Consider the following 24,569-nt stretch of genomic DNA (forward strand, 5'->3'; position numbering starts at 1 on the left):
GGATTACTTCGCCAGGCCCATCTGGAGGTAGTTCGGGTACGCCGGGAACGCGCCGATCGCGAAATTGCCGACCTTCGCGCCGTGCAGGAACGAGTTGCGCGTGTAGATCAGCGGCACCACCGGAGAGTCCTGCATGATCCGCTTGTCCGCCTTCGCCCACAGCTTCCCGGCCGCGACCGGGTCGACCGTGCCCTGCGCTTCCGCGATCAGCGCGTCCACCTCAGGCACCGAGTAGCGCGACTCGTTGTAGCCGCCGTTGCCGATCTCCGACGTGCCGAACAGCGGCTCGATGTTGGCGTTGGCGCTCGGGAAGTCCGGCTGCCACGAACCCAGGGTCAGGTCGTAGTTGCCGTCGTTGCCGGTGACCAGCGTGGTCCAGGCCTCGTCGTCGAGCGGGCGCAGCTTGGTGCGGATGCCGGCGCGCTGCAGCGCGGCCTGGATCGCCTGCGCCTTGTCCGCCTCGTTGTTCGCCGTCGACACCGGGAAGTCCAGGTTGTCGATGCCGTTCGGGAAACCCGCCTCGGCGAGCAGCTGCTTGGCCTTCGCGACATCTCCGGAAGGCGGCGCCGGGTACAGGTCGTACACCTCGCGCCCGGCGATGCCCTCGGTGATCAGCGTGGTGGCGATCGGCCCGGCCAGGTCCGCGCTGCCCGCGGCGGCGACCTGGTAGGCGGTCTTGTCCACGGCGTACTGGAAGGCCTGGCGCACCTTGGGATTGGCCAGCGGGCCGCGTTTGGTGTTCAGCGCGAGGTAGGCCAGCGCGCCGGACTTCGACGTGACGAGCTGGTTCTTCGCCGCCGGGTTCGTGCGGATCTGCGCCAGCTGCGCGGGGTTCACGAAGGACGAGCCGAACGCGAACGCGTCGTTGCCCTGGCTGGCCAGCAGCCGCTTCGCGACGACGCCGGTGTCCTGGCCCATCTGGATCACGACCGCGTCCGGCAGCCCGGTGCGCGCGAGGTCGGTCTTGGCGTCCCAGTTCGGGTTCCGGACGAACTTGACCTGCACGCCCTTCTGGTACGACTCGACCTGGTACGGGCCGGACGCGACCGGCTTCGTGTCGTAGGTCGCGTCGGTGCCCTTGCCCTTCGGCACCGGGGCGAACGCGGGCATGCTCGCGATCCACGGCCAGTCGCCGTACGGGCGGGCGAGGCGGAACACGATCGTCTTCGGGTCCGGAGTCTCGATCGACGCCAGTTCGCCGCCCTTGAACGGGCCCTTGTAGCCCGGGCCGCCGGCGAGCAGGTTCTTGTGGTAGCCGAGGCCGCCGGAGAACGCCGAATCGAACGACCGCTCGATGCCGTACTTGATCTCGGCGCTGGTGATCGGCGTGCCGTCGGCCATCTTCAGGCCGTCCTTGAGCGTGTAGGTCCAGGTCTTCCCGTCCGCGCTCGCCCGGCCGGTGTCGGTGGCGAGGTCCGGGACCACGGTGGCCGGGCCGTCCGCGGAGGTCTTCCACGCGGTGAGCCGCCGGTGGATCAGGCTGATCGTGGTGATCGCCAGGTTCTGGCTCTTCGCCGGGTCGAGGTGCTGCGTCGTGGTGTCGCTCAGGATGTACAGCGTCCCGCCGGACGACACCGCGACCGAACCCCCGCCGCCGGACTGCTCGTTCGCGTTGCACGCGGCGAGGAACGCCCCGGCCCCGGTGACCGTCGCGGTGATGCCCAGCGCCTTCAGGAAGTCCCTGCGATCCATGGTTTTTTCCGTTCCCTTTCTCAAGAACCGAGCCGAGCGCGGGGGTCGAGGACCCCGTAGAGCACGTCCACCGCGAAGTTCGCGAGGACGACGAAGAAGGCGGCGAACAGGCTGACGCCCATCAGCACCGGCAGGTCCACCTGGTGCACCGCGTCGACGAGCAGCCCGCCGAGCCCGGGCAGCGCGAACACCCGCTCGGTGATCACCGCGCCGCCGAGCAGCGCGCCGAGGTCGACCGCGAATACCGTGACGACCGGCAGCAACACGTTGCGCAGCGCGTATTTCCCGACGACGGTCCGCTCCGGCAGGCCGACCGCCCGCGCGGTGCGGATGAAGTCCTCGCCCATGATCTCGAGCATCTGCCCGCGCGAGAGCCGGGCGTACACCGCGGCGTTGATGAACGCCAGCACCAGCCACGGCAGCACGAGGTGCCACGCCCAGTCGACCGGGCTTTGCGCGAACTCCACGTAGCCGCTCACCGGCACCACGTCGAGCGTGAAGCCGAACAGCAGGATTCCCAGCAGCCCCACCAGATACGCGGGCGCGGACACCCCGGCGAGCGTCACGGTCATCGCCGCCCGGTCGGCGAACTTCCCGCGGCGCAGCGCGGAGAACACGCCGGTCGCGACGCCGGCGGCCAGCCAGATCACCGACGCGCCGACGGCCAGCGACACGGTGATCGGCAACCGGTCCCCGATCAGCGTCAGCACCGGTTCGCTCTGCTGGAACGAATAGCCGAAGCACGGCGCGGAGCAGACGATCGCGGTCACGCCGGCGCCGAACGTGCGTCCGGTGAAGATGCCGCCGAGGAAGTCGAAGTACTGCTGGATCCACGGTTTGTCGAAGCCCATGAACTCCCGGGCCAGCGCCAGGTTCTCCGGCGTGCACGGCTTGCCGCAGGACATGTACGCCGGGTCGGTGGGCAGCAGGTAGAACACCGCGAAGGTGCCGAAGCTGACGACGAGCAGCACGCCGAGCATGCCCAGCAGGCGGATGCCCACGAAGCGCAGGGTGCGGTTCACCGGCGCACCGCCGTCTTCGGGTCGAGCGCGTCGCGGAGCCCGTCGCCGAGCATGTTGAACGCGAGCGTCGCGACGAACAGCGCGGCGCCCGGGAAAATGAGGAACATCGGATCGGTCTGCACCCAGTTGATCGCGTCGCTGATGGATCGGCCCCAGCTCGGCGTGGGCGGCGGGATGCCGACGCCGAGGAACGACAGCGCGGCCTCCAGCCCGATGTTGGCCGGGATGCTCACCGTCGCCAGCACGATGATCGGCGCCCACAGGTTCGGCAGCAGCTCGCGGCGGAACACGTGCCCGCCGCCCGCGCCGAGCGCCCGCGCGGCCTTGACGAAGTCGCGGTTGCGCAGGCTCAGCGTCTGCGCGCGGACCACCCGGGCCACGCGCGGCCAGCTGAACAGGCCGATCACCGCGATCAGCAGCAGCGGGCGCGGAATCGACTGCGGAGCGACCGCGCCGAGCGCGATCATGAAGATCAGCTGCGGGAACCCGAGCAGCACGTCGGTCACCCGGCTCACCACGGTGTCCCACCAGCCGCCGGCGTACCCGGCGCTCGCCCCGAGCAGCACGCCCAGAAGCACCGAAACCGCGGTCGCGGCGAGCCCGATCAGGAACGACGTGCGCGCGCCGTACGCGACGACCGCGAAGAGGTCCCGTCCGGTCAGCGGTTCGACGCCGAACCAGTGGCCGCCGCTGATCCCGCCGAGGAATCCCGCGCCGGTTCCGTCGGCCGGATTCAGCAGTTCGGTGTGGTAGGTGTACGGATCCTGGCCCTCGATCAGGGCGAGCAGAGGAGCCGCCAGAGCGGTGACGATCACCAGCACGATGACGACCGCGCTGGCCTGGGCCCAGCGGTCGTGCCGCAGCGCGCGCCACAGGTTCCGGGAGGCCGGAGCGGCCGCCGGGACCCCAGCGCCGCCCGGCGACAGGATGTCGGACAACGGTTCCCTATGCAGATCAGCGTTACTTGACGACGTGACAGTAGAGAACCCGAAGGAAATTCACCACGACGGCGGCGCCCGTTCCGGATCGTGAGACGCCGCCGCCGTCGCGGCTCCCCGGAGATCCACGACGTTCACGCAGGTCACCGGCGGTTCGGCGGCCCGGCTCACGCGCCGCGCGCACAGCGGCCAGGCGCGCGTTGTTGTCACCCGTTCGGAGGCACTCCCGGGACGGTCGGCTGAGTCCGTTTGTGCCGCCGCCGACCCGGCACTGGACTGGGCGCACGCAGCCAGTCTCCTGTGGACGGAAGGACCCGCCGATGTTTCGCCGCTCTCTGGCCGGAGTGCTGCTTTCCCTGACCGCAGCCGCCGTGGCGGCGAGCCCGCCCGCCTCGGCCGCCGGTGCGGCGGTGCACGGCGGCGACGCGATGTACACCGTCTCCCCGGGGCCCGGCCGCGAGCCGTACTACTGCTCCGCCGGGTTCGCGATCCTCGTCAAGGGCGTCCGATACCTCCTTACCGCCGGGCACTGCACTGAGCACGGACTCGACTGGAAAGACATCGGCCGCAACGTCGACAGCCATTTCCCGGTGACCGACTACGGCCGCGTCGAGGACCTTTCCGGATCCGGGCACAGCCGCGTCGACCGGTACGACGGCAGCACCCAGCCGATCCTGCGCGCAGGCACCCCGCAGGTCGGCCAGGTCGGCTGCAAAAGCGGCATGACCACGAAGAAAACCTGCGGGGATGTCCTCGGCCTCAACCAGACTGTGAACTACGGCAACGGCAAACAGGTCGTCGGCACCATCGCCACCGACATCCCGGTCGGGGCCGGCGACAGCGGCGGGCCGTTGTTCTACGCCGGGGTCGGCTACGGCGTGCTGTCCGGCGGGAACAACCAGGTCAGCTTCTTCCAGCCGCTGCCCGCGGTGCTGGCCGCGTACGGGGCCACGCTCGCCTGACCGTCACCCGGCCGAACGCTCCCCCGGCACGCCCGCGCGGACCTGCCGATACAGCCGGGGCACGGTCGGCGCGGGCAGGGCGCGCAGCCGGCGCGGACCCGCCGGTCCGGTCGCCGCGAGATCGCACAGCACGTGGTACAGGTGGCTCAACGCGCGCAGCGCCGGGTCGTTCGCCCGGTCGCCGGGAGCGGCCGGAGTGTAGGCGAACAACGCCACGTCCGCACGGGCCAGCGAGCCCTCGGCAGCCGGACGGCCGGTGCCCGGCGGCGCCGCGGTCAGTTCCTCGACCGCTTCGGCAAGCGCGGCGCACGCCGCCGCCGGGCCGTCCGGGTGCCGGGCGCACGAACCTGGTGGCGTCCGCATCGCGACGGCGAGCGCGCGACCGTGCGTCGTCAGCGCGGCGTAGAGCGACAACCGGTGCCGCAGCCGCGGGGAGGTGGTGCCGCCCAGCACCGGGCGGGTGAGCGGCCGGGCGACCAGCGCGAGCTGGTAAAGCCGGTGGTCCAGAACACGGGCGAGCGCGTCGAAGTCCGGCGGCGGATCGGAGTGCTGCTGTTCCAGCCGGGCGGCGGCCGCGGTCAGCACTTCGCGCAGCGCTTCGAGCAGGTTGTTCCGCACCGTGCGCACAGTGTCGCGAGTGGACAGCGGGGTGACCAGCATCGCCACCACCAAGCCGACCGCCGCGCCGATCGCGGTCTCCTCCAGGCGCAGCAGGAGCAAGCCGGGCGAGAACTCGTGCAGCACGCTATAGAGCTGGCCGACCATGATGGTGATGAAGAAGATCATGTACGCGTACGAGAGCCGGATCAGGTAGAAGCCGAGGAACATGCTCCCGCAGATCACCCCGAGCACCGCGGCGGTGCTGCCCGCGGTCAGCTCGGCCAGCCCGATCGACGCGGCCAGTCCGACCAGAGTGCCGAGCACCCGGTTGAAGCCTTTGAGGAACGTTTCGGTGCGGGTCGCGGTGCCGGTGAACATGATGAACGCGGCCAGCACCGCCCAGTAGTAGCGGGCGTCCGACAGCTGTTTCCCGGCAACGATGGCCAGCGTGCCGGCGATCGCGCCCTGCACCGCTTGCCGGGAGACGAAGTCCAAGCGCGACAACGGGTTCCACCGCGCGTGCCGCGCTGGCACCTCGCCCGCGGCGGCGGCGGAACCCGGCAGCGCGCCGAAGACCAGCCCGACCGCCGGTTCGAAGTCGTCGACCGGCTCGGCGCCAGCCGCGCCCGGCTTCCGCGCGCGCTCCAGCACCGGCGCGATTTCCAGCGCGGCCGCCGCGAAGTGCCGCGCGGGCCACCAGCCGCCCGCCGTGCCGCCCGCGCGTTCGGCCAGCGCAGCCAGCCGATACGCGACCTCCGCCGCGCCCCGGTCGTCGTGCCGCGCCAGCCGGTCCGCCGCCTCGGCGGCCGGCACGGCGAGCCCGGACCCGCTGTCGACCAGTGCGCACGCGGCGGTGGCCAGCTGGTCCAGCAGGTGATGCGCGTCCACCATCGCCCGGCGGAGCGCTGCTGCGGAGAACCCGGCCGGGACCGCGCCGGGCTGCGCCGACCAGGCCTCGATCATCAGCGCCGCTTCGGCGATCCTCGCCTGGTGCGCCTGGACCCGCCGCCGCAGCCGGGTTTCCTGCCGCGGGTCCCGGTTGGCCAGCAGGTCGGCGCAGGCGCGCGCGAGCGACCGGCCGCGCGCGTCGAACGAGCGGACCACCTGGCCGAGGGTCCGTTTCGGATTGGTGCGCAGCAACGTCAGCGAAAGCAGCAGCACCCACGCGGACGCGACCGTGACGGCCAGCAGCATCGCGGGCAGCGCCGCCATGGTCGCGTGCAGGAAGGACGCGAAGAAGTAGCCCATCCAGGCCATGAAGCCGTAGAAGAAGAACGCCGGTCCGAAGCGGCGGACGAACACCGCCAGGAACATCACCACGACGAAGACGACGAGCATCAGGTCCGGATGCGCGCCGACCGCCGCGCCCGGAGCCATCCCGGCCGCGAACGCGACCGGGAAGAACACCGCGGTCTTGACCTTCGCCCACGCGCCCGCGTCGCCGAGGGCCATCGATCCCATCATCGCGACCACCGCGCCGAGCAGCATCCCGACCAGCGCGCCCTTCGCATCCGCGCCGGTGAGATGGGCCAGCAGGTACTCGACGCCCAGCGCGGTGGCCATCGAGACGGTCGCCGCGAGCGCCGAGCGCAGCCTGCTCAGCCCCGGATCCGACGAGACGACGCGGTCCCGGATCTCCGTGCCCCTGGACAGCATCCACCCGCCTTCCGATCCGCCGCGCGCCAATCATCGGTATGATACCGGTATTTCCGCGACGCTTCTTCGGCTCATCGGAGGACCTGGGCATGGAGCAGACCAGCGAGGCGCTCGACGTGCTGGAACGCGCCACCGCGGTGCTGGTGCGCAACTTCGAGCTGCTGCGCCGCCGCACGGACGTGTACGCCGAACTGGACCAGGCGGAGTACCTGCTCCTGCGCACCCTCGACGGCCTGGGCTCGGCCGACATCGGCACGCTCGCCGGCGCGCTGGGCCTGGACCCGTCCACCGCCGGACGGCAAGTGTCGGCCCTGCTCGGCAAGGACCTCGTCGAACGCAGCCACGCCAGCGACGATCGCCGCCGCTGTGTGATCACTCCCACCGAGCGCGGCCGGGAGCTCATGCACCTGACGCGCGCGCGGCGCCGCTCGTCGGTCGGCGACCTGCTGGACGATTGGACACCGGACGAGGTCCGCGCCTTCGCCGGATTCCTCGACCGCTACAACGCCGCCGTCGCCCGCAAGTACCTGCGCGCCTGACGGTCTCGGGTGCGGCGCCGACTCAGCAGGCAGCGAGCACCAGTCCGCCGCTCACGAGGCGTCCCGCGCCAGGTTGGCGTGCCCCTCCCGAAGCGCGCGCTTGACGATCTTCCCGCTCGGGTTCTTCGGCAGCGCGTCCACGAACACCACGTACTTCGGGCACTTGTACCCGGCCAGGTGCTTGCGGGCGTGCGCGAGCACCTCGTCCGCGGTGAGCGTGACGCCCTCGCGGGGCACGACCGCCGCGGTCACCGCCTCGATCCAGTGCGGGTGCGCGACGCCGAACACGGCGACCTCGGCGATGCCGTCGTGCAGGTACAGCGCTTCCTCGACCTCGCGGCTCGCGACGTTCTCGCCGCCGGTCTTGATCATGTCCTTCTTCCGGTCGACCACCGAGAGGTAACCCTCTTCGTCGAGCACGCCGAGGTCGCCGGAGTGGAACCAGCCGCCGGCGAAGGCCGCGGCGGTTTTCTCCTCGTCCTCGTAGTAGCCGAGCGTCGCGTGCGGGCTGCGGTGCACGATCTCGCCGACCTCGCCGGGCGGCAGTTCGCGGCCGTCCTCGTCCACGATCCGGGTCTCGACGTTGATCGAGGCCCGGCCCGCCGAACCCGCCTTCGCGAGTTGTTCGTGCGGGCGCAGGATCGTGGCGAGCGGGGCCATTTCGGTCTGGCCGTAGAAGTTCCACAGCTGCACGTCCGGCAGCCGGCGCGCGAGTTCGCGCAGCACCTCGGCGGGCATCGGCGACGCGCCGTAGTAGCCCTTGCGCAGGCTGGACAGGTCCGTCGTGTCGAACGCCGGGTGGCGCAGCAGCGAAATCCACACCGTCGGCGGCGCGAACAGCTTCGTCGCCCGTTCCCGTTCCACCGCGGCCAGCAGCGCCGCCGGGTCCGGACCGGGCAGGATCACGCTCGTCGCGCCGAGGTAGACGTCGACCGACAGGAAACAGTCCAGCTGCGCGCAGTGGTAGAGCGGCAGGGAATGCACCTCGATGTCGTCGCCGGTCATGCTGCCGTCGATCGCGCACGAGACGTACTGCGCGATCAGCGACCGGCTCGACAGCAGCACGCCCTTCGGCCGCGATTCGGTTCCGGAGGTGTACATCAGCCGCAGCGGATCGTCGTCCGCCACCGGCACCGCGGGCGCGGTTTCGTCGCCGGGCTGGTCGATCCAGTCCGCGACGCTCTCCCATCCGCCGCCGCTGCCGCCGATCCGCGCGCGCAGGGCGCCGGTGCGGCCGGAGCGGGCCAAGGCCTCCGCCGCGGTGTCGAGCAGCGCGTCCTCGGCGATCAGCCCGGACACCCCGGCGTGCCCGAGGATGAACGCGACCTCCTCCGCGCCGAGCATGAAGTTCACCGGCACGAGCACCACGCCCAGCTTGGCCGTGGCGAACACGAGCACCGCGTACTCCCAGCAGTTGCGGCTGAGCAGCGCGAGCCGGTCGCCCTTGGCGAGGCCGCGTTCGGCGAGCCGGTGCGCGCAGCGGTTGACCGCCGCGTCGAACTCGCGGTAGGTCGCCCGGCGCTCGCCGGAGACGATCGCGAGCTTGTCCGGGAGGCGCAACGCGGTGCGCCGCAGGAGATCCCCGACGGAATGCTGGCGGGCGTGCTGGATCGCTTCCGCCGTTTCGGCGCTGAACGGGCTCGGCATAGCGGGAGTCTCATCCACCGGCGCGGCGCGCGCAAGCAGGGCCGGCGGCCGGTCTCGGTAGGCTTTCGGCACACCTGGGGAGAGGCGCGTGGACGAAACCGAAGCACCGACGCTGGACCGGCCGGACATCAGCGCCCGGCTGCCCCGGTACCGGCTCGTCCGCCAGCTCGCGCGCACCAGGATGAGCGAGGTCTTCGAGGCGCTCGACACGGCGGAAGACCGCGCGGTGGCGCTCAAGGTCGTCGGCCCGGAGTTCATGGCGGTGCCCGGTTTCCGTACCCGGTTCGAACGCGAAACGCGGATCGCGCGCGACCTCGTGCACCCGAACGTCGTCCCGGTGCTGGACGCCGGGTTCACCGACGACGGCTACCTGGGCTACCTGGCGATGGAGTACGTCCGCGGCACGAACCTCGCCCGGCTGCTCGCCGACCGCGGTCCGCTGTCTTTTCCGGAGACTGTCGAAATCGGACGCGGGATCGCGGCCGCTCTCGACGCGGCGCACGAACGCCGGCTCGTGCACCGGGACGTCAAACCCGGCAACATCCTGCTCGACGCCGACGGCCGGGCATACCTGTGCGACTTCGGCATCGCCCGCCAGCTCGACCTGACCCAGCTCACCGCGACCGGGGCGTTCCTCGGCACAGTCGGCTACGCCGCGCCCGAACAACGCCAGGGCAAACCGGCCGGACCGGCCGCCGACGTGTACTCGCTCGCCTGCGTGCTCTGCGAATGCCTGACCGGCGCTCCCCCGGGCCACCCCGCCGACCTCGACCGGCCCGGGTTCTCCGCGCTTCGCCGGTCGCTCAGCACCGACCCGGACGCGCGGCATCCGACGTGCACCGCATTGGTCGAGGACCTGGTCGCGGCCGAACGCCGGGACCGGCGGAGGCGGCGGGCGCTGCGCGCGGGAATCCCGGCGGTCGCCGGCGCGGCGCTGCTCCTCGCCGGGCTGATCGTCGCGAACCCGTCCGGAATCGACGACGCCACCCTCGCCCGACTGCCCGCGGCGCTCCGCGCGGACTGCTCCCCAGCAGACTCGGCGGTTTCCGGCGCGACCGCGACCGTCACCTGTCGCGACCCGTCCGGCCGCGCCGCCACGACCGCGCTGTACGCCGACCAGAAACAGGCCGACGACGCCTACTCGGCCGCGCTGTCCCGCACCGGGGTGTCACCCGGGCAGGGAGACTGCGCGTCGGCCGCCGGGGCCGAACACCGTTACCCGGCAACCGGACCCGCCCTCGGCCGCGTCTTCTGCTGGGCCGGGCCCTCCCTGTCCCTGCTGGTCTGGAAGGACGACGCCGCCCGCACCGTCACCACCGCCCACACCTCGGCGAACGACGACGCCGCGTTGCGGGCGGCCTGGGTCGGCTGGACCGGCGCACCGGCTTTCCCGACCCCGGACGAAACCGCGCTCATCAGCCTCGGCGCCGGGAACCAGTGCCGCCGCGCGACACCTGGGGACCTCAGCGGCTACCCCGGCGCCGTCGCCGGGGTCTCCTGCACGCCGAGCGGCACCGGCGCTCGCGACGTCTCCTACTACCGTTTCGCTGACGCCGCGGCAGTGCGCAAGAGCTTCGACAGTCTGGTCGCCGCCGCGAAGGCCCCGAGCGGCGGACCTTGCCCGGGTTCTTTCCTGAGCACGACCCGCTTCGACTGGCTGAGCGTCGACCTCGGACAGGTGCTCTGCCATCCGGGCCAGGAAAGCACCGTCGCGATCGACTGGAGCCTCGAACCCCTCCGCGTCATCGGCCACGTCGCCGGCACTGTCCCGGCAACTGTCGGCGGATGGTGGTCGCAGTGGCACCTCGCGCCGCTGAGCCAGATCGTCGCGCAGGTCAACCGCGACGCCGCGTTCCCGAATCCGGCGGAAAACGCTCTGCTGCAACGGATTCCCGCCGCGTCCCGGCTCAACTGCGTGCGCCCGTCTGCGGACCAGCGATGGCAGGACATCGGCGTGGCGCCGGCCGGCGCGGCCGTCGCCTGCGGACGCACCAGCGGGGCCGGACTGGTCGTCTACTACCAACTGCCCGACGCGGCCACGATGAAGCAGGTCTTCAACAGCACCCAGACCACCGAAAAGGCGTGCACCGACCAGCCGCCGGACTTCGCCGCCGACCGCCCGTACTCGCGCGGCGGCCGCACCGGACGGCTCGCCTGCGCGACCCTCACGCCCGGCGGCGAGCGCATTCTGAAGTGGACGGACGACCAGTCGGACATCCTAGCGATCGCGCATCGCGGCGCCGAGCCGTTCGCGATGATCGACTGGTGGACTCACGACGCGGGCCCGTCCTGAGCGCTCAGCCCTGCACCGAGCCGCCGATCGAGGCCGACCCGGTGACGTTCCCGGACCCGCCGCTCGCGGTGTGCACGGATTCCTTGCCGTCCACGACGGAGTACATCTCCACGTGTCCGCTCGCGCCGGAGTAGGTGATCTCCAACGTCCACTGGTGCGGTTTCCCGTCCGCGGGCACGGTGAGCGACTGCCGCCACGGCATCTTCACCGGCCCGGTTTCCTTGGCCGCGCCGTCCAGGGTGTAGGAGACCTGTTTCAGCGAACCGGAACCGGTCGCGTTCAGCACGAGCGTGTGCGGCTCGCGGTCCGGCACCTGTTCCCTCACCGGCGCGGCCGAGGAAGAAGGCGGCGCGGGTGCGGGAGGCGAGGCCGGGCTGCCCGAGCACGCGGTCGCCGCGGCGAGGAACGCGACCGGCACGAAGGCCGTCCGGGCCGAGGTGCGAAAGTCCATGCGCGCACCGTACTGAGCGATCGCCGGGACCGGTCCCGGCCCGGGAAATCCGCTCAGCCGTCCTTCGCCCACACCCGCACGGCCGCCGCGACGGCGATCCCGGCGGTGCCGAGCACGATCCCGGCGACCAGCAGTCCGGAGGCGATCAACCCGAGCGCGGCCACCGCGAACAGCCCGACCTCGAGGAAGAACCGGGTCGGCTCCGGACTGCGCCGTTTCGCCTTCGGCGCGATCACCAGCCACCAGATCGCCCCGGCGAGCGCCGGCCACAGCACCGCGGACAGGATGTCGAGGAACGTGCTCCCGCCGAGCCGCGCACCGGCGACCGCGAGCCCGGCCAGCAGCGCCAGTTCGGTCAGGAAGCGGAGAACGAGCACCGCGCCGGGGAAACCGCGCAATTCGGGTCGAGTCGTGGTCACGCCGGGAAGCCTAACGGCCGGGCCCGCGCTCCGTGCGCGGAGTCGCGGACCCGGCCGGAAGCTAGCGCCGGGCGACCATCCGGGAGAGCGTCATCAGGATCGCCCCGAACACCAGCAGCGCCGCCCCGAACACCGCGAGCCGCGGGGTGCTCACGCCGGTTTTCGCCAGTGCCTGCTGCTTCGGCTGGCTGGCCTCCGGCGCGGAGGTCTGCGCCGGCTGGCTGGTCGCGACCTCCTGCGGGGCCGAGGCCTTCGGCGTCACCTTCGCGACCTCGTGCACGCGGGCGGTGAGCGAGCCGGCGTGCGTGGCGTCCGACAGCGAGCCGGGCGGGTTCGCCTGCATGCCGCCGGCCCAGACGAGACCGCTGATGTCCTTCTTCGCCGCGGGCGACGAGGTGGACGCCGGCGGCTTCGTCGCCGAGGACGTCGGGCTGCTGGACGTCGGGCTGCTGGACGTCGTCGGGCTCGCCTTCGTGGTCGTCGTCGGCGAGGTCGTGGCCGAACTGGTCGGCGTCTTCGTCGGCGTCTTGGTCGCCGAGGAGGTCGGCGGCGCGCTCGTGGTCGGCGTGGCCGACGTCGGCGGCTTCGTCGAGGTGGTCGGTTTCGGCGGCGCCGGGGCCTCGCTCTTCGGGGCGTCGCCGCCGGCGAGCTTGATCAGCTGCTCCATCGAGCCGTTGAACGAATCCTGGTCGCCGGGTTTGTTGCCGGAGTCCGAGTACTGCCAGATCGTGTAGTAGCGCCAGCCCGAGGGCAGCGGCCCCGCGCTCTGCGCGTACCGGGCGATGAACAGCGGATGCGTGTCGCCGAACGCTGCGGAGTCACCGGTGCAGGTCTTCCACCAGTCGGTGGTGGTGTAGAGCATCGGCCAGCGCGACGTTTTCGCGTGCACCCGCTCGGAGAACGACCGCACCCACGACACCATCGCGGACTGCGACAGGCCGAAGCAGGTGGAGCCGTACGGGTTGTACTCGATGTCCAGCATCGGCGGCATGGTGCGGCCGTCCGCCGACCAGCCTCCGCCGTGCGCGACGAAGTAGTCCGCCTGCGTCGCGCCGTCGGACACGTCCGGACGCGCGAAGTGGTACGCGCCGCGGATCATCCCGACGTCGTAAGAGCCGTCGTACTGCTGCGCGAAATACGGGTTTCGGTACCCAGTGCCCTCGGTCGCCTTGACGTACGCGAAGCGCGCGCCGGCGTTCCAAGCCGCTTTCCAGTCCACATTGCCCTGATGGCCGGACACGTCCATGCCCGGCACCTCGGCAGGCGCCGCCGCCGCGCGGGGCGCGTGCAGCAGCCCCAGCGCTCCGACCGCGGCCACCGCTGCCGCCGCGACGACCGCACCCGCCCGAGCCGCTATCCGCCCGGAGCCCGTCATCCTCTACTCCCTCGTCTTTTTCCCGCCCGGGGAGCGCTCCGGCCGTCCGCTTCTCTTCCCCAAGAGCGGCACCGGATCACCTGGGCGAGCCCCAGTGTGTGCGACACGCGGGACGCCTGTAAACCACTGGGAGTGATGTGACTCGTGGTACACAGGAGGTTTTCCGAGGTCACCGGGGGTACGACGGTCTCCGGCCGGGACGAAACTCACCCACCCCGGGTCACTGCCGGCGGCCAATTCGCCACCGGTCGCGGTGAGTGATCAGCACGCGCGAGCAAGACCGTTCCGTCCTCGCGCCAGGGCCGAAAGTCGTTCGCGCGGGTCCGCCGGAGACCCGCGCGCCGCCTCCGGCGCCCCGGGCCCGGCGAGGCGTTCACGAACAACTCCCCCGCACCGGAAACCCTTGCCCGCACTGCCGAAACCGGCCGCCGCCAGCGCTTTTCGCCGCGACATCGGTAATCGCCCGGACACGCAGCGTCAACCCGGCGGCCGTCTTCGCAACATCTTGGCAACCGGCTTGACACCGGCTGTGGTCCGGACCACTCTGCTGGACATTGGTCTACACCATTTGTCATTCAGCCCCGGTCGCCGACGACCGGGCACCGAAAGGACGAGACACGTGAAGCGCTGGCTCAAGCTGGCGGCGGGAGCCGCCGCCATCACGCTCGCCACGGCCGGGTGCGCCGGCTCCGGCGGGAGTGAGAACGCCTCGAGCGCTGGGGGCGCGCAGGACGGCAAGCTGACGGTGTGGCTGATGACCGGCTCCGCGCCGGACAGCCTGACCGCCGCCCTGAACAAGGAATTCGAGGCCGCCCACCCCGGCGTCAAGGTCGACTACCAGATCCAGCCGTGGAACGGCATCCAGCAGAAGCTGACCACCGCGCTGGCGAGCGACACCCCGCCGGACGTCATCGAGGTCGGCAACACGCAGACGCCCGCGTTCGCCGCGCAGGGCGTGCTGGCCGACCTCTCCGGCGACGTCGGCAACCTCAACGGCGGGCAGTGGCTCGCCGGGCTCAAGGCGTCCGGCCAGTACGACGGCAAGACCGTCGGAGTGCCGTTCTACGCCGCCAACCGCGTCGTCATGTACCGCAAGGACATGTTCGAGCAGGCCGGCATCGCCCAGCCGCCGGCCTCGAACGACGAATGGCTCGCCGACATCGCGAAGCTGAAGACGAAGTTCGGCAGCGACCCGCAGTTCCAGCCGCTGTACCTGCCGGGCCAGAACTGGTACGCGCTGTCGTCGTTCATCTGGGACAACGGCGGCGACATCGCCAAGGCCGAGGGCAAGTCCTTCAAGTCGACGCTGAACACGCCGGAGGCCAAGGCGGGCCTCGAGTTCTACAAGAAGCTCGTGGACTCCTCGGGCACCACCGCGCCGAAGGACAACGACGAGGCCACGCCGCAGCAGGCGGGCATCTACGGCGGGGGCAAGGTCGCGATGTTCATCGGCACCCCGAACGAGGTGGCGACCGCGGCCAAGACCGACCCGGGCATCACCGCCAAGACCGGCGCGTTCCCGATCCCGTCGAAGAACGCGGGCCAGACCGCGCCGGTGTTCCTCGGCGGCTCGAACCTGGTCGTCCCGCTCAACAGCAAGCACCAGGACCTCGCCAAGGACTACCTGAAGCTGCTCACCAGCACCAAGTACATGACGCAGCTCGCCGCGGCCGGCTACGTGCCGGGCACCTCCGCCGACGTCAGCGCGCTCGACAAGGACCCGCTGGGCTCGGTGATGGCGAAGGCGTCGAAGAACGGCCGCGCGATGCCGGCCAGCCCGAAGTGGGGCGAGGTCGAATCCGGCCAGAACCCGCTGAAGGACATGCTGACCGCCTACCTGACCGGGAAGAAGCCCCTGGACCAGGCCGCGGCCGACGCGAACACGGCCCTCGACAAGATCATCGGCGGATGACCGCGACGAAGGACAAGCCGGTGCCGGCGGGGGCGACCCCGCCGGCACCGGCGCACGCCGGTGCGGCGCGCCGGCGAGGCAGCGGCTGGTTCAGCGAACGGCTCGTGCCGTACCTGCTGATCCTGCCCGCGCTCGCCGCCGTGCTGGTGCTGCTCGGCTGGCCCACCGTCCAGATGCTCGGCATCAGCCTCCGCAGGCTCGACCTGCGCGAGCTGGTGACCGGCAAGATGGCGTGGATCGGCTTCAAGAACTACACCGACGTGCTGTCCGATCCCGAGTTCTGGGCAGTCGCGGTCCGCACGGTCCTCTTCACCGGAGCCCTCGTCGCCGGAACGCTGCTCGTGGCGCTGCTGATCGCGGTGCTGATGCGGCATCTGCACCCAGCGCTGCGGATCTTCGTGCAGATTTCCCTGGTGCTCGCGTGGGCGGTGCCGGTCATCGCCACCACCACGGTGTTCCAGTGGATCTTCGACCAGCAGTACGGCATTCTCAACAAGACGCTGGACCGGCTGGGCTTCCATTCGTTCATCGGCTACTCGTGGTTCTCCACCGGCACGAGCACGCTCGTGGTGATCGGGCTGCTGGTGCTGTGGCAGGCCGTGCCGTTCGTCGCGTTCACGCTCTACGCGGGCCTCATCGGCGTGCCGCGCGAGCAGTACGAGGCGGCCGGCATCGACGGCGCCGGGCCGTGGCAGACGTTCCGCGCGGTCAGCTGGCCGGCGATCCGGCCGATCCTGACGATGGTGACGTTCCTGTCGGTCCTGTGGGACTTCAACATGTTCGCCCAGGTGTGGGCCATCCGCCAGGGCGGCCCGGACGGCGCGAGCACGACCCTGGCGATCCTGCAGTACCTCAAGGGCATCGCGGGCAGCCACTTCGGCTCCGCCGCGGCCATCGCCACCATCATGCTGGTGCTGCTTTTGCTGGTCACCGGCCGGTACGTGCAGCTGCTGGTCCGGACCAAGGACGGGGAGATCGCATGAGGAAGTCCCTGCCCGCCCGCGTGCTGGTGTCGGCCGCCGGCCTTCTCGTGGGGCTGCTGTTCCTGTTCCCGACGTACTGGATGTTCACGACGTCGCTGAAGACGCCGGGCGACGTGCTGTCGCCGAAGTACGACCTGATCCCGACGTCGGCGACGCTGTCGAACTTCGCGTCGGCGCTGACCAAGCCCGGGTTCGTCACGTACCTGGCCAACAGCCTGATCGTGACGCTCGGCGCGGTGCTCGCCGCGCTGGTCGTGGGCGTGCTCGCGGCGATCCCGCTGGCGCGCTTCCGCTTCCGCGGCCGCAAGGGGTTCCTGCTGCTGATCCTGGTCGCGCAGCTGGCCCCGCTCTCGGCGCTGTTCATCCCGATGTACCTGCTGATGCGCGACATCGGGCTGCTGAACACGCTGCCGTCGCTGCTGCTGGTGTACTTCGCGACGTCGCTGCCGTTCACCGTGTGGATGCTCTACGGGTTCGTCAACGGCATCCCGTACGACCTCGAAGAGGCGGCGATGATCGATGGCTGCAGCCGGGTCGGCGCGTTCCGCCGGGTCACGCTGCCGCTGCTCGGCCCGGGGCTGGTGACCACGTCGGTGTTCAGCTTCATCACGGCGTGGAACGAGTTCCTGTTCGCCCTGGTGTTCATGCGGGACCAGACGAAGCAGACGCTGCCGGTGTGGCTCTCGTCGTTCAAGACGGCGTTCTCGATCGACTGGGGCGGCGTCATGGCCGCGTCCGTGGTCTACGCGATCCCCGCGGTGGTCTTCTTCCTGATCGTGCAACGGAAACTCGTGTCCGGCATGACCGCCGGCGCGGTGAAGGGATGACGGTGGCTGACCTGTCCGACGACCCCCGCCGGCTGGCCGAAGCCGTGCTGCTGCCCGGATTCGCCGGGACCACCGCGCCGGACTGGGTCCGTCGGCGCCTCGCCGAGGGCCTGGGCGGCGTGATCCTGTTCGGGCGCAACGTGGTCGACGACGAGCAGGTCGCCGCGCTCTCCGCCGCGCTGCGGTCCGCGCGGGACGACGTGGTGGTCGGGATCGACGAGGAGGGCGGCGACGTCACCCGTCTCGACGTCGGCACGGGCTCGTTCGTGCCCGGCCCGCTCGCGCTGGGCGCGGCCGGGGATCCGGAGCTGACCGCGTCCGTCGCGGCCGCGCTCGGCGAGCGGCTGGCCGCGTGCGGAATCACGGTCAATCTCGCGCCGTGCGCGGATCTCACGCTCGCGGCGGAGGATCCGGGCATCGGCGTGCGGGCGTTCGGTTCGGCTCCGGACGCGGCTTCGCCGCACGTCGCGGCGTACGTGACCGGGATGCAGAAGTACGGCGTCGCCGCGTGCGCGAAGCACTTCCCCGGGCACGGCGCGGCGACCGAGGATTCGCACCTCTCGCTGCCGGTGCTGCCGCGGACGGCGGCCGAGCTCCGGGAAGTCGAGCTGGTGCCGTTCGCCGCCGCGATCGGGGCGGGCGTCCGGGCGGTCATGTCCGGGCACCTCGTCGTGCGGGAGTGGGGCGAGGAACCGGCAACGTTCAACCGGACCGCGCTCGTCGACGTGCTGCGCGGCGAGCTGGGGTTCACCGGCGCGGTCATCACCGACGCGCTGGAAATGGGAGCGATCTCCGGGGCGTACGGACGGCACGACGGTCTCGGCGAGGCGTCGGTCCGGGCGCTGCTGGGCGGCGCGGACGCGCTGTGCCTCGGCGGGGCCGCGTTCGATACGGAGACCCTGGACCGGACTGCCGAGGCGATCGTCGCGGCGGTGACTGAGGGGCGGCTTTCGGTGGAGCGGCTGGCTGACGCCGCTGCCCGGACCGCTTCGCTGGGCACCTCGCCGGCTCCGGCGACGGTCCGGCCGGTGGACTACCCGCTCGGCCTTTCCGCCGCGCGAGCCGCCTTGCGGATCACCGGTGCGCCCAAGCTCACCGGACCGGCCCTGGTGGTGGACGTGCAGACCGAGCCGGGCATCGCCGCCGGGCCGATGCCGTGGGGCCTCGGGGCGCATCTGGCGGAACTGGCCCCGGGCACCCGGACGCTCTCGGTTTCGCCGGACGACGTCGCGACGGTGGTGGCCGAGGCCGCGTCGGCGGAGAGCGTCGTGGTCGTGACCCGGGGAGCGCACCGGCACCCGGCGGTGCGGGAATTCCTGGCCGGTTTGTCCACTGTGGACTACATCCGGGTCGAAACCGGGGTGCCCGGGCCGGAAACCGGCGACCGGCCGCGGATCGACACGTTCAGCGGTTCGTACGTGAGCCTGCGGGCCGCGGCGGAGCACCTGGCCCGCGCCTGAGGCCCTCCGGGCGGGGAACCCGACCGGTTCCCCGCCCGGACCTTCCTACGCCGGAAAGCGCCCGCTCCACGGGGAGCCGGCGCCCGTTCTCGTCGCGCTGCCCCCGGGTGCCAGGTCGAGCACGGCAAGCAGGCTCGGGTCCTCGTCGATGGCGTGGTTCAGGTGCCCGGCCTTGGCGGTGCCGCGGTCCGCGCGGGAGGCGCCCGAGAGGTGCCAGACCCCGTCGCCCGCGTCGTGCCGCACGTGCAGGATCGGCTCCTGGCGCTCGAACACCTCGGCGGTCTGCACACCCGGCGTCCGCAGCAGCCAGTGCAGCATCCACCACGCCCGGCGGTCGCGCTGGAAGACCAGATCGGCGACCGCCCAGACGAACGGCAGATCCGGGTGCGCCCGCGCCTGGTCCGCGGTCAGGTCCGGACCGCCTTCGGGCACCCGCTCGAACGGATCGTCGGTCAGCGAAAACGCGTGCCCGTTGCCGTTCTCGAAGACGACCGCGTGAAAAGTCCCGCCGCCGGGATTGCCCGCGCCGATCCCGACCGACAGCCGGGCGACGTGCGGGTCCGAGCCGGTCGTCCAGCCGAACGCGTACGAGGCCAGTTCTCCCCGCGGCCCCACGAACTCCCCGAAGGCCCTCCGGTCCATTCCGGTGACCGCCGCCGTCGGCGCTTCGGTCAGCGCGCCCTCCACCACCTGGATCTCCACTGCCGCAACCTATCGGATCGGCAGTCCGCGCCGACCGCGTCTCAGAGAGCCAGCTCGGCCCAGACCGTCTTCCCGTCTTCGCGCGGCGTCTGGCCCCAGCGGGCGGCGATCGCGTCGATCAGGGCCAGCCCGCGGCCTCCGCCCTCGTAGCCTTCCCGGTACCGGGCGGGTTCCGGCAGCGAGTCGGACACCTCGATGAGGAGCCGGTCTCCGCGCAAGGACAGGGCCAGCCCGTACGGCGGGCGCGCGTGCCGCATCGCGTTGCTGGCCATCTCGTCGAGCACCAGGCGCACGTCGGCCACCGCGTCCGGGTCGGCGTGCGGGCGATGGCCGGACACGAACGCGGTCGCCTGGTCCCGGATCCGGCGCAGCGTGGTCGGATTCTGCTCGAGCACCACGTCCAGCCGAGGCCCCGCGCCGTCCGGCGACGCGTCGCGCGCGGGCAAGCGGCTGCGCTGGAATTCGTCCACACTCACGCTTGACCTCCTCCTCGGCCGGGGGTGCGCCGGTCCGCGGGCACCCGCGGCAAGCAGAAGGTACCCGCGCGCATGCCGGTCCACTCCCACCGCGGCATAACTCCCCAGCACTCCCCTCGCCGCGAGCGGTTCCCCTGCGCGTTCCGCCGCGATTTCCTGGCAGTTCCCCGGACGCCGGATACCCGCGGCCCGGAGACGTCAAACCGAAAAGCCGGGCACCGGAGTGCGAACTAGCTCACGGCACGGTCTTTCGGCCGCAGTTTCGCTCTTGCGGTGCGCGCATTCCCGCGCTGTGCCACCGTTTTTCCATGACTGACATCCCTCCTTACCCGTCCTCTTCCGCCGGAACTCCCGCCGAAACGCCGCCGCGCCCCGCGGCGATCACCGGAGCGTTCTGGGCGTTCGTCGCCGCGACGCTCGTCGGCCTCGTCGGCGCGGTGTTCTTGTTCTTCGCGCGAGACGCGCTGACCGACGCGATGCGAAGAGCGAACGGGCAGAACGCCGCCCGCCTCACCGACGCCCAGATCGACCAGGCGGTCACCATCGGCATCGCCGTCGGAGCCGTGATCGCCGTCGCGATCGCCTTGCTGCGCCTGCTGTTCGCGTTCAAACTCCGCGCCGGGCGCAACTGGGCGAGGATCGTGCTCACTGTGCTCACCGCGCTCCAGGTCGTCTCCCTGCTGGCCGGGCAGGGCACCGTCATCGGCTACGTCAGCACCGCGCTGGCCGTGCTCGGCGTGGTCCTGTCCTTTCTCCCGGAAGCCAATCAGTACGTCGCCGCCGCGAAGGCGCGGCACTGAACGGCGGTTTGCGCGCATCTCCGGCCGGGTAACCCGCGATCATCGCGAAGATCGCGTTTCCGGTTCCGCCGCGGACGAAGAAAACCCCGGACACAAGAGAGGTATCGACATGAGCGACACCGCCGGACACAAGGCCGAGGAACTCAAGGGCAAGGCCAAGGAAGCGCTCGGCAATGCCACCGGGAACGAACAGTGGCAGGCCGAAGGGAAAACCGAGCAGGCCAAAGGCGCGCTCAAGCAAGCGGGAGAAAAAGTCAAGGACGCCGTGAAAGGCGTGAAAGACTGACTGCACCACCGATCGGCGGCCGGGACTTCGGTTCCGGCCGCCGCTTCGTGCCCTCCGGGCGGCCGCACCGCGGTTCCCGCCGCCTCACTGGTCGAGTTCCCCGTGCCGGCGCGTGATGGTGCGGGCCAGCTCGACCAGTTTCACGTTCAGGTCCTGCGAAGTCCGGCGCAGCAGGTCGAACGCCTCGTCGGCGGTGAGGCCCTCCCGGTTCATCAGGATGCCCTTCGCCTGGCCGATGACGTCCCGGCTGTCGACGGCCCGGCGGAACTCGGCGTGCCGCCGTTCGGCGGTCTTGCGCAGGTGGGTGTTCGCCAGTGCCAGCGACGCGTGCGTCGCCAGCAGCAGCGCGATGCGGCGATCGGTCTCGGACAGGGGCTCTGGACGGCGGGAGTACACGGTGAGCGCGCCCGCCGCCCGGTCGAGGCCGGGCGCCGCCGGGAGTTCGGTGGAAAACGCCGCGCGGCAGCCGTGTTCGCGCGCGGCGGCGGCGAACCGGGGCCACCGGGTCTCGAGCGCCAGGTCCGCGCTCGCGACGTAGCCGGGGCCGTCCGGGCGCGCCGCCTCCACGCAGGGGCCTTCGCCGGCGCGGTACTGGATCCGGTCGAGGTCGGCAGCGGTCTTTCCGGTCCGGGCGGCGGTGGAGAAGCGACCGCCGGCATCCAGCACCGTGACGCTGACCCAGTCCGCCCCGGCAACCGCCGTCGCGGTCGCTTCCACGACCAGTCGCAACACCTCCGCGACCGAAGTCGCGGACAGCAGCGCCTTGCTCAGCGACTCGAACCGGCCCGCGGCGTCCGGCTCGGCCCGGCCCGGATCGCCGGGCCGCACCAGGCCGCCCGTCGCCGTGGCGCGGCCGGCCGTCCGCGCGTTCGGTTCCGCCGCACCGGGTTCGGTCTTCAGCGCGACGGCGGTCCGAACGAAACTCCGGCTGCCGGGAAAACGAACCTCCGGCACGGTGTCCCGGTGCAGCGTCGCCGACGGCGACTCGCCGTAGGCGGCCCGGTAGTGGGCGGCGAACACGCTCGGCGCGTAGCCCCACCGGGCGGCGATCCGGGCGACGCTGTCCTGCTCCGGCACGGCGGCGCGCAGTTCCGCCCGGGCGCGGTCCAGGCGGGCCCGGCGCAGGTAGGCCATCGGGGTCGTGCCGAGGTGCCGGCGGAACGCCAGCTGGACCGCGCGGGCCGAAACCCGGGCCACCGCGGCGATCTCCGCGATGTCGAGGGGCCGGTGCAGATTGGCTTCGATGAACGAGATCGCGCGGCGAAGCGTCCGCGAATGGGCGTCGAGCCCATCCCCGGGCTGCTCGGCCGACGCCGTGTGCGGGAACGTATTCAGCACGGCCACCGCGAGGTAGCGCGCCACCGTCGCCACGGCCAGCGGATTCTCCCCGACCCCGGGCACGCCGAGCACGTCGTCGCGCAGATGCGCGACCGCCGACCGCAGGTGCTGGGCGGCGGTGGCGTCGACCGGCCGGTGGTCGAGCAGCCGCACCGGCCGCTCGACGCCCGCGGCCTGGCTCAGCAGGACCGGATCGAGCAAGGTGATGCTGTACTTGGCGCGCGCGACCCGTCCGGTGCAGGGCCGGTCCGGCGGCGAGAAAGACACCAGCTCCCCGGGGCCGTACGTCTCGGCTTCCGCCCAGCCGTCGACGCGGTGATCCTCGATCGTGCCCGACTCGACGTCGCACAGGCAGATCATGCCCAGCGGCTCGACGTCGTAGCTCATCTCGAACGACAGGTCGAGCCGGTCGGCGCTCAGCCCGCTCACCGCGTGCCGGCTGAGGTGCGTGCCCGCGTGTCCGGTGTCGCTGCCGATCCGCATCGGGGCGTACGCGCTGCTCAGGAACGCCTCGGTGCGGCCGAGATCGTCGCTGTCGAAGGCGAGCGACCGCACCGCTTCGCCGGTCGCGAACGGCGGCGGGACCTCCGCGGCCTCGGCCAGCGCCTCCCCCAGCGACGAGGCCCGCCGGACTGCCGCGCCGGGATCGGCCTCGTCCAGCACCGCGGTCGTGGCCTGGTCCAGCGCCGCCACCAGCACGCAGTCGCGGTCGCGGGCGAACGAGACCAGCGCGCGGGCCAGCTGGGCGGGCAGCGGACTGGCAGCTCGCAGGTCGACCACCACGCGCGTACCCGGCGCGAGGGTGCGGTCCGCCGCGTGCAGGGCCTCGACGACTTCGGCCGAGTGGGTCGTCGCGAGCCGGTCCGGCAGGGTCAGCACCACGGCCTTCCCGAACTGCCGAGGCGTGATCTTCAGCTCGGTCACGACAGCCGCACGGCCCCGTTTCGCGCGAAGCCGCCCGGGGCGGGCTGGTCTGCGCGGCTGCGCGCGCAACGGGATTCTCGGCACTCGGCGGTCGCCACTCGCACTCCTAGGAGCGGGCCTGACCGGGCGCGGGGCGCACCTCAGCCAGGGGGTCGTGGACGCTGCCTGCTTAACGCACCAACGAAAGAGCTTACTGGGCACGATCTCCGGCCGGAGCGGGGCACGCCGGAGCGAACACCGGACTGTTCACTGTGGACTGACCAGCTCCGCCGCCGACCGCCGGGAAGCTCAGCCGCGCGGCCCCGCGGCCCGGCGGAGGCGGTTCGCGATCGCGAGGCCGAGGCCCGTTTCCTCCGGGAGCGACGCGACGATCAGGTCGCAGCCCTGCCGGTCCAGCTCGCGAAGGAAGCCGTAAAGGCCGCGGGCGTACTCGGCCGGCGAAGCCGGAACCTCGACCACGGCCCGGACCTGCGGCGCCGCACCGTTGTGCGAAGGCGGCAGGAAGACGCCCACTTGATGCCCGCGTTCCCGCGCGCTCTCGGCTTCGGCGACCACCTGGCCGGGCTCGACGAGAACAACCCTCGCCCGCGGCGCGTAATGCGACGGATGCTGGCCAGGCACCCGGATCGGGCTCACCGACGGCACCTCGAGCGAGCCGCCGAGCACCGCCTCGAGGTCCTCCCGGGGCACGCCGCCGGGACGCAGCACGCTGAGGGTGTCGCCGGTGGCGTCGACGATGGTGGACTCGACGCCGACCTGGCAGGGCCCGCCGTCGAGCACGAAATCGACCGCGTCGCCCAGCTCCGCGCGGACGTGGTCGGCCGTGGTCGGGCTGACCGAGCCGAACCGGTTGGCCGAGGGGGCCGCGGCGCCGCCGCCGAACGCCGTCAGCAGCTCCAGCGCCACCGGATGGCCCGGAACGCGCACCCCCACCGTCTCCAGGCCGCCGGTCGCCGCCGACGAGACCCGCGGGCCGCGCCGCAGCACCAAGGTCAGCGGCCCCGGCCAGAACCGCTCGGCCAGCAGCCGGGCGGGCTCGGGCACCTTCTCGACCCAGCCGTCCAGATACTCGGCGCCGGCCACGTGCACGATCAGCGGATGCGTGGGCGGGCGGCCTTTCGCCTGGAAGATGCGGGCGACGGCGGCCGGATCCGAGGCGTCGGCGCCGAGGCCGTAGACCGTCTCGGTCGGGAAGGCCACCAGGCCCCCTCCGCGCAGCACCCCGGCCGCCTTCTCGATGTCGCCAGCTGCCGCGGTCACGCTCGCC

Annotated in this window: 21 protein-coding genes; 9 read left to right on the forward strand and 12 right to left on the reverse strand. The window is 71.8% G+C overall.

What is annotated here, in order from left to right:
* Positions 1 to 3: 3 nt before the first annotated feature.
* From L942_RS34340 to L942_RS34350, 3 genes are read right to left on the reverse strand one after another with little or no spacing between them, the layout of a single operon-like run.
* Positions 4 to 1,692 carry an ABC transporter substrate-binding protein gene (locus tag L942_RS34340; protein ID WP_037368256.1) on the reverse strand — a complete coding sequence of 563 codons (1,689 nt, stop codon included), beginning with the start codon at positions 1,690 to 1,692 and terminating at the stop codon, positions 4 to 6.
* A 20-nt stretch (positions 1,693 to 1,712) separates the two neighbouring features.
* Positions 1,713 to 2,714, reverse strand: coding sequence for an ABC transporter permease (locus L942_RS34345; protein ID WP_037368257.1), 1,002 nt, complete (start codon positions 2,712 to 2,714; stop codon positions 1,713 to 1,715).
* Positions 2,711 to 3,652, reverse strand: a complete 942-nt coding sequence (locus L942_RS34350) for an ABC transporter permease (RefSeq protein WP_037368259.1) — start codon at positions 3,650 to 3,652, stop codon at positions 2,711 to 2,713. The genes L942_RS34345 and L942_RS34350 overlap by 4 nt, the downstream gene beginning before the upstream one ends.
* A 320-nt stretch (positions 3,653 to 3,972) precedes the next feature.
* Between L942_RS34350 and L942_RS34355 the strand changes: the two genes are divergently transcribed.
* Positions 3,973 to 4,614, forward strand: coding sequence for a S1 family peptidase (locus L942_RS34355; protein WP_037368261.1), 642 nt, complete (start codon positions 3,973 to 3,975; stop codon positions 4,612 to 4,614).
* Positions 4,615 to 4,617: 3 nt separating this feature from the next.
* On the opposite strand, the gene L942_RS34360 is transcribed toward L942_RS34355, so the two are convergent.
* Positions 4,618 to 6,870, reverse strand: a complete 2,253-nt coding sequence (locus L942_RS34360; RefSeq protein WP_158684581.1) for an FUSC family protein — start codon at positions 6,868 to 6,870, stop codon at positions 4,618 to 4,620.
* Between the two features lie 89 nt (positions 6,871 to 6,959).
* Between L942_RS34360 and L942_RS34365 the strand changes: the two genes are divergently transcribed.
* The gene (locus tag L942_RS34365) at positions 6,960 to 7,409 is read left to right on the forward strand and encodes a MarR family winged helix-turn-helix transcriptional regulator (RefSeq protein ID WP_037368262.1); all 450 of its coding nucleotides are present in this window, start codon (positions 6,960 to 6,962) and stop codon (positions 7,407 to 7,409) included.
* Between the two features lie 51 nt (positions 7,410 to 7,460).
* Here L942_RS34365 and L942_RS34370 read toward each other — a convergent pair whose 3' ends face one another.
* Positions 7,461 to 9,056, reverse strand: a complete 1,596-nt coding sequence (locus tag L942_RS34370) for an acyl-CoA synthetase (RefSeq protein WP_037368265.1) — start codon at positions 9,054 to 9,056, stop codon at positions 7,461 to 7,463.
* 88 nt (positions 9,057 to 9,144) lie between these two features.
* Between L942_RS34370 and L942_RS42310 the strand changes: the two genes are divergently transcribed.
* Positions 9,145 to 11,349, forward strand: coding sequence for a serine/threonine-protein kinase (locus L942_RS42310; protein ID WP_051166450.1), 2,205 nt, complete (start codon positions 9,145 to 9,147; stop codon positions 11,347 to 11,349).
* 4 nt (positions 11,350 to 11,353) lie between these two features.
* On the opposite strand, the gene L942_RS34380 is transcribed toward L942_RS42310, so the two are convergent.
* The 3 genes from L942_RS34380 to L942_RS46065 form a co-directional block, all read right to left on the reverse strand.
* Positions 11,354 to 11,800, reverse strand: coding sequence for a hypothetical protein (locus L942_RS34380; RefSeq protein ID WP_158684582.1), 447 nt, complete (start codon positions 11,798 to 11,800; stop codon positions 11,354 to 11,356).
* Positions 11,801 to 11,853: 53 nt separating this feature from the next.
* Positions 11,854 to 12,219, reverse strand: a complete 366-nt coding sequence (locus L942_RS34385) for a YrdB family protein (RefSeq protein WP_037368268.1) — start codon at positions 12,217 to 12,219, stop codon at positions 11,854 to 11,856.
* A 61-nt stretch (positions 12,220 to 12,280) separates the two neighbouring features.
* The gene (locus tag L942_RS46065; RefSeq protein ID WP_037368270.1) at positions 12,281 to 13,594 is read right to left on the reverse strand and encodes a lysozyme; all 1,314 of its coding nucleotides are present in this window, start codon (positions 13,592 to 13,594) and stop codon (positions 12,281 to 12,283) included.
* A 619-nt stretch (positions 13,595 to 14,213) separates the two neighbouring features.
* Between L942_RS46065 and L942_RS34395 the strand changes: the two genes are divergently transcribed.
* Genes L942_RS34395 through L942_RS34410 form a run of 4 tightly spaced genes read left to right on the forward strand, consistent with a single transcriptional unit; the run spans position 14,214 to position 18,776 of the window.
* A complete protein-coding gene (locus L942_RS34395; RefSeq protein ID WP_037368272.1) occupies positions 14,214 to 15,506 on the forward strand; it encodes a sugar ABC transporter substrate-binding protein in 1,293 nt (430 codons plus the stop codon).
* On the forward strand, positions 15,503 to 16,489 hold the full coding sequence (locus L942_RS34400; protein ID WP_037368275.1) for a carbohydrate ABC transporter permease: 987 nt from the start codon (positions 15,503 to 15,505) through the stop codon (positions 16,487 to 16,489). The genes L942_RS34395 and L942_RS34400 overlap by 4 nt, the downstream gene beginning before the upstream one ends.
* A complete protein-coding gene (locus L942_RS34405) occupies positions 16,486 to 17,316 on the forward strand; it encodes a carbohydrate ABC transporter permease (RefSeq protein ID WP_037368276.1) in 831 nt (276 codons plus the stop codon). The genes L942_RS34400 and L942_RS34405 overlap by 4 nt, the downstream gene beginning before the upstream one ends.
* The gene (locus L942_RS34410) at positions 17,313 to 18,776 is read left to right on the forward strand and encodes a glycoside hydrolase family 3 protein (protein ID WP_037368277.1); all 1,464 of its coding nucleotides are present in this window, start codon (positions 17,313 to 17,315) and stop codon (positions 18,774 to 18,776) included. Before L942_RS34405 ends, L942_RS34410 begins: the two co-directional genes overlap by 4 nt.
* Before the next feature lie 45 nt (positions 18,777 to 18,821).
* Here L942_RS34410 and L942_RS34415 read toward each other — a convergent pair whose 3' ends face one another.
* Together L942_RS34415 and L942_RS34420 are read right to left on the reverse strand one after the other, a co-directional pair.
* Entirely contained in the window at positions 18,822 to 19,478 is a 657-nt protein-coding gene (locus L942_RS34415; RefSeq protein WP_037368278.1) for a hypothetical protein, read from the reverse strand.
* A 41-nt stretch (positions 19,479 to 19,519) separates the two neighbouring features.
* Positions 19,520 to 19,954: an ATP-binding protein gene (locus tag L942_RS34420; RefSeq protein WP_037368280.1), complete on the reverse strand. Its 435-nt coding sequence runs from the start codon at positions 19,952 to 19,954 to the stop codon at positions 19,520 to 19,522.
* A gap of 308 nt (positions 19,955 to 20,262) precedes the next feature.
* On the opposite strand from L942_RS34420, the gene L942_RS34425 reads away from it, so the two are divergent.
* Positions 20,263 to 20,754 carry a hypothetical protein gene (locus L942_RS34425; RefSeq protein WP_037368281.1) on the forward strand — a complete coding sequence of 164 codons (492 nt, stop codon included), beginning with the start codon at positions 20,263 to 20,265 and terminating at the stop codon, positions 20,752 to 20,754.
* Between the two features lie 109 nt (positions 20,755 to 20,863).
* Positions 20,864 to 21,040, forward strand: a complete 177-nt coding sequence (locus tag L942_RS34430; protein WP_037368283.1) for a CsbD family protein — start codon at positions 20,864 to 20,866, stop codon at positions 21,038 to 21,040.
* A gap of 84 nt (positions 21,041 to 21,124) precedes the next feature.
* Here the strand turns inward: L942_RS34430 and L942_RS45700 are convergent, their stop codons facing one another.
* Both L942_RS45700 and L942_RS34445 read right to left on the reverse strand, forming a co-directional pair.
* Positions 21,125 to 23,302 (reverse strand): ANTAR domain-containing protein, encoded by a 2,178-nt coding sequence (locus L942_RS45700; protein WP_063695835.1) that lies wholly within the window; start codon positions 23,300 to 23,302, stop codon positions 21,125 to 21,127.
* Positions 23,303 to 23,590: 288 nt separating this feature from the next.
* On the reverse strand, positions 23,591 to 24,562 hold the full coding sequence (locus L942_RS34445) for an L-threonylcarbamoyladenylate synthase (protein ID WP_037368284.1): 972 nt from the start codon (positions 24,560 to 24,562) through the stop codon (positions 23,591 to 23,593).
* Between the last annotated feature and the right edge of the window lie 7 nt (positions 24,563 to 24,569).

Source organism: Amycolatopsis orientalis DSM 43388 (assembly GCF_000411975.1).
Lineage (GTDB): Bacteria > Actinomycetota > Actinomycetes > Mycobacteriales > Pseudonocardiaceae > Amycolatopsis > Amycolatopsis orientalis_D.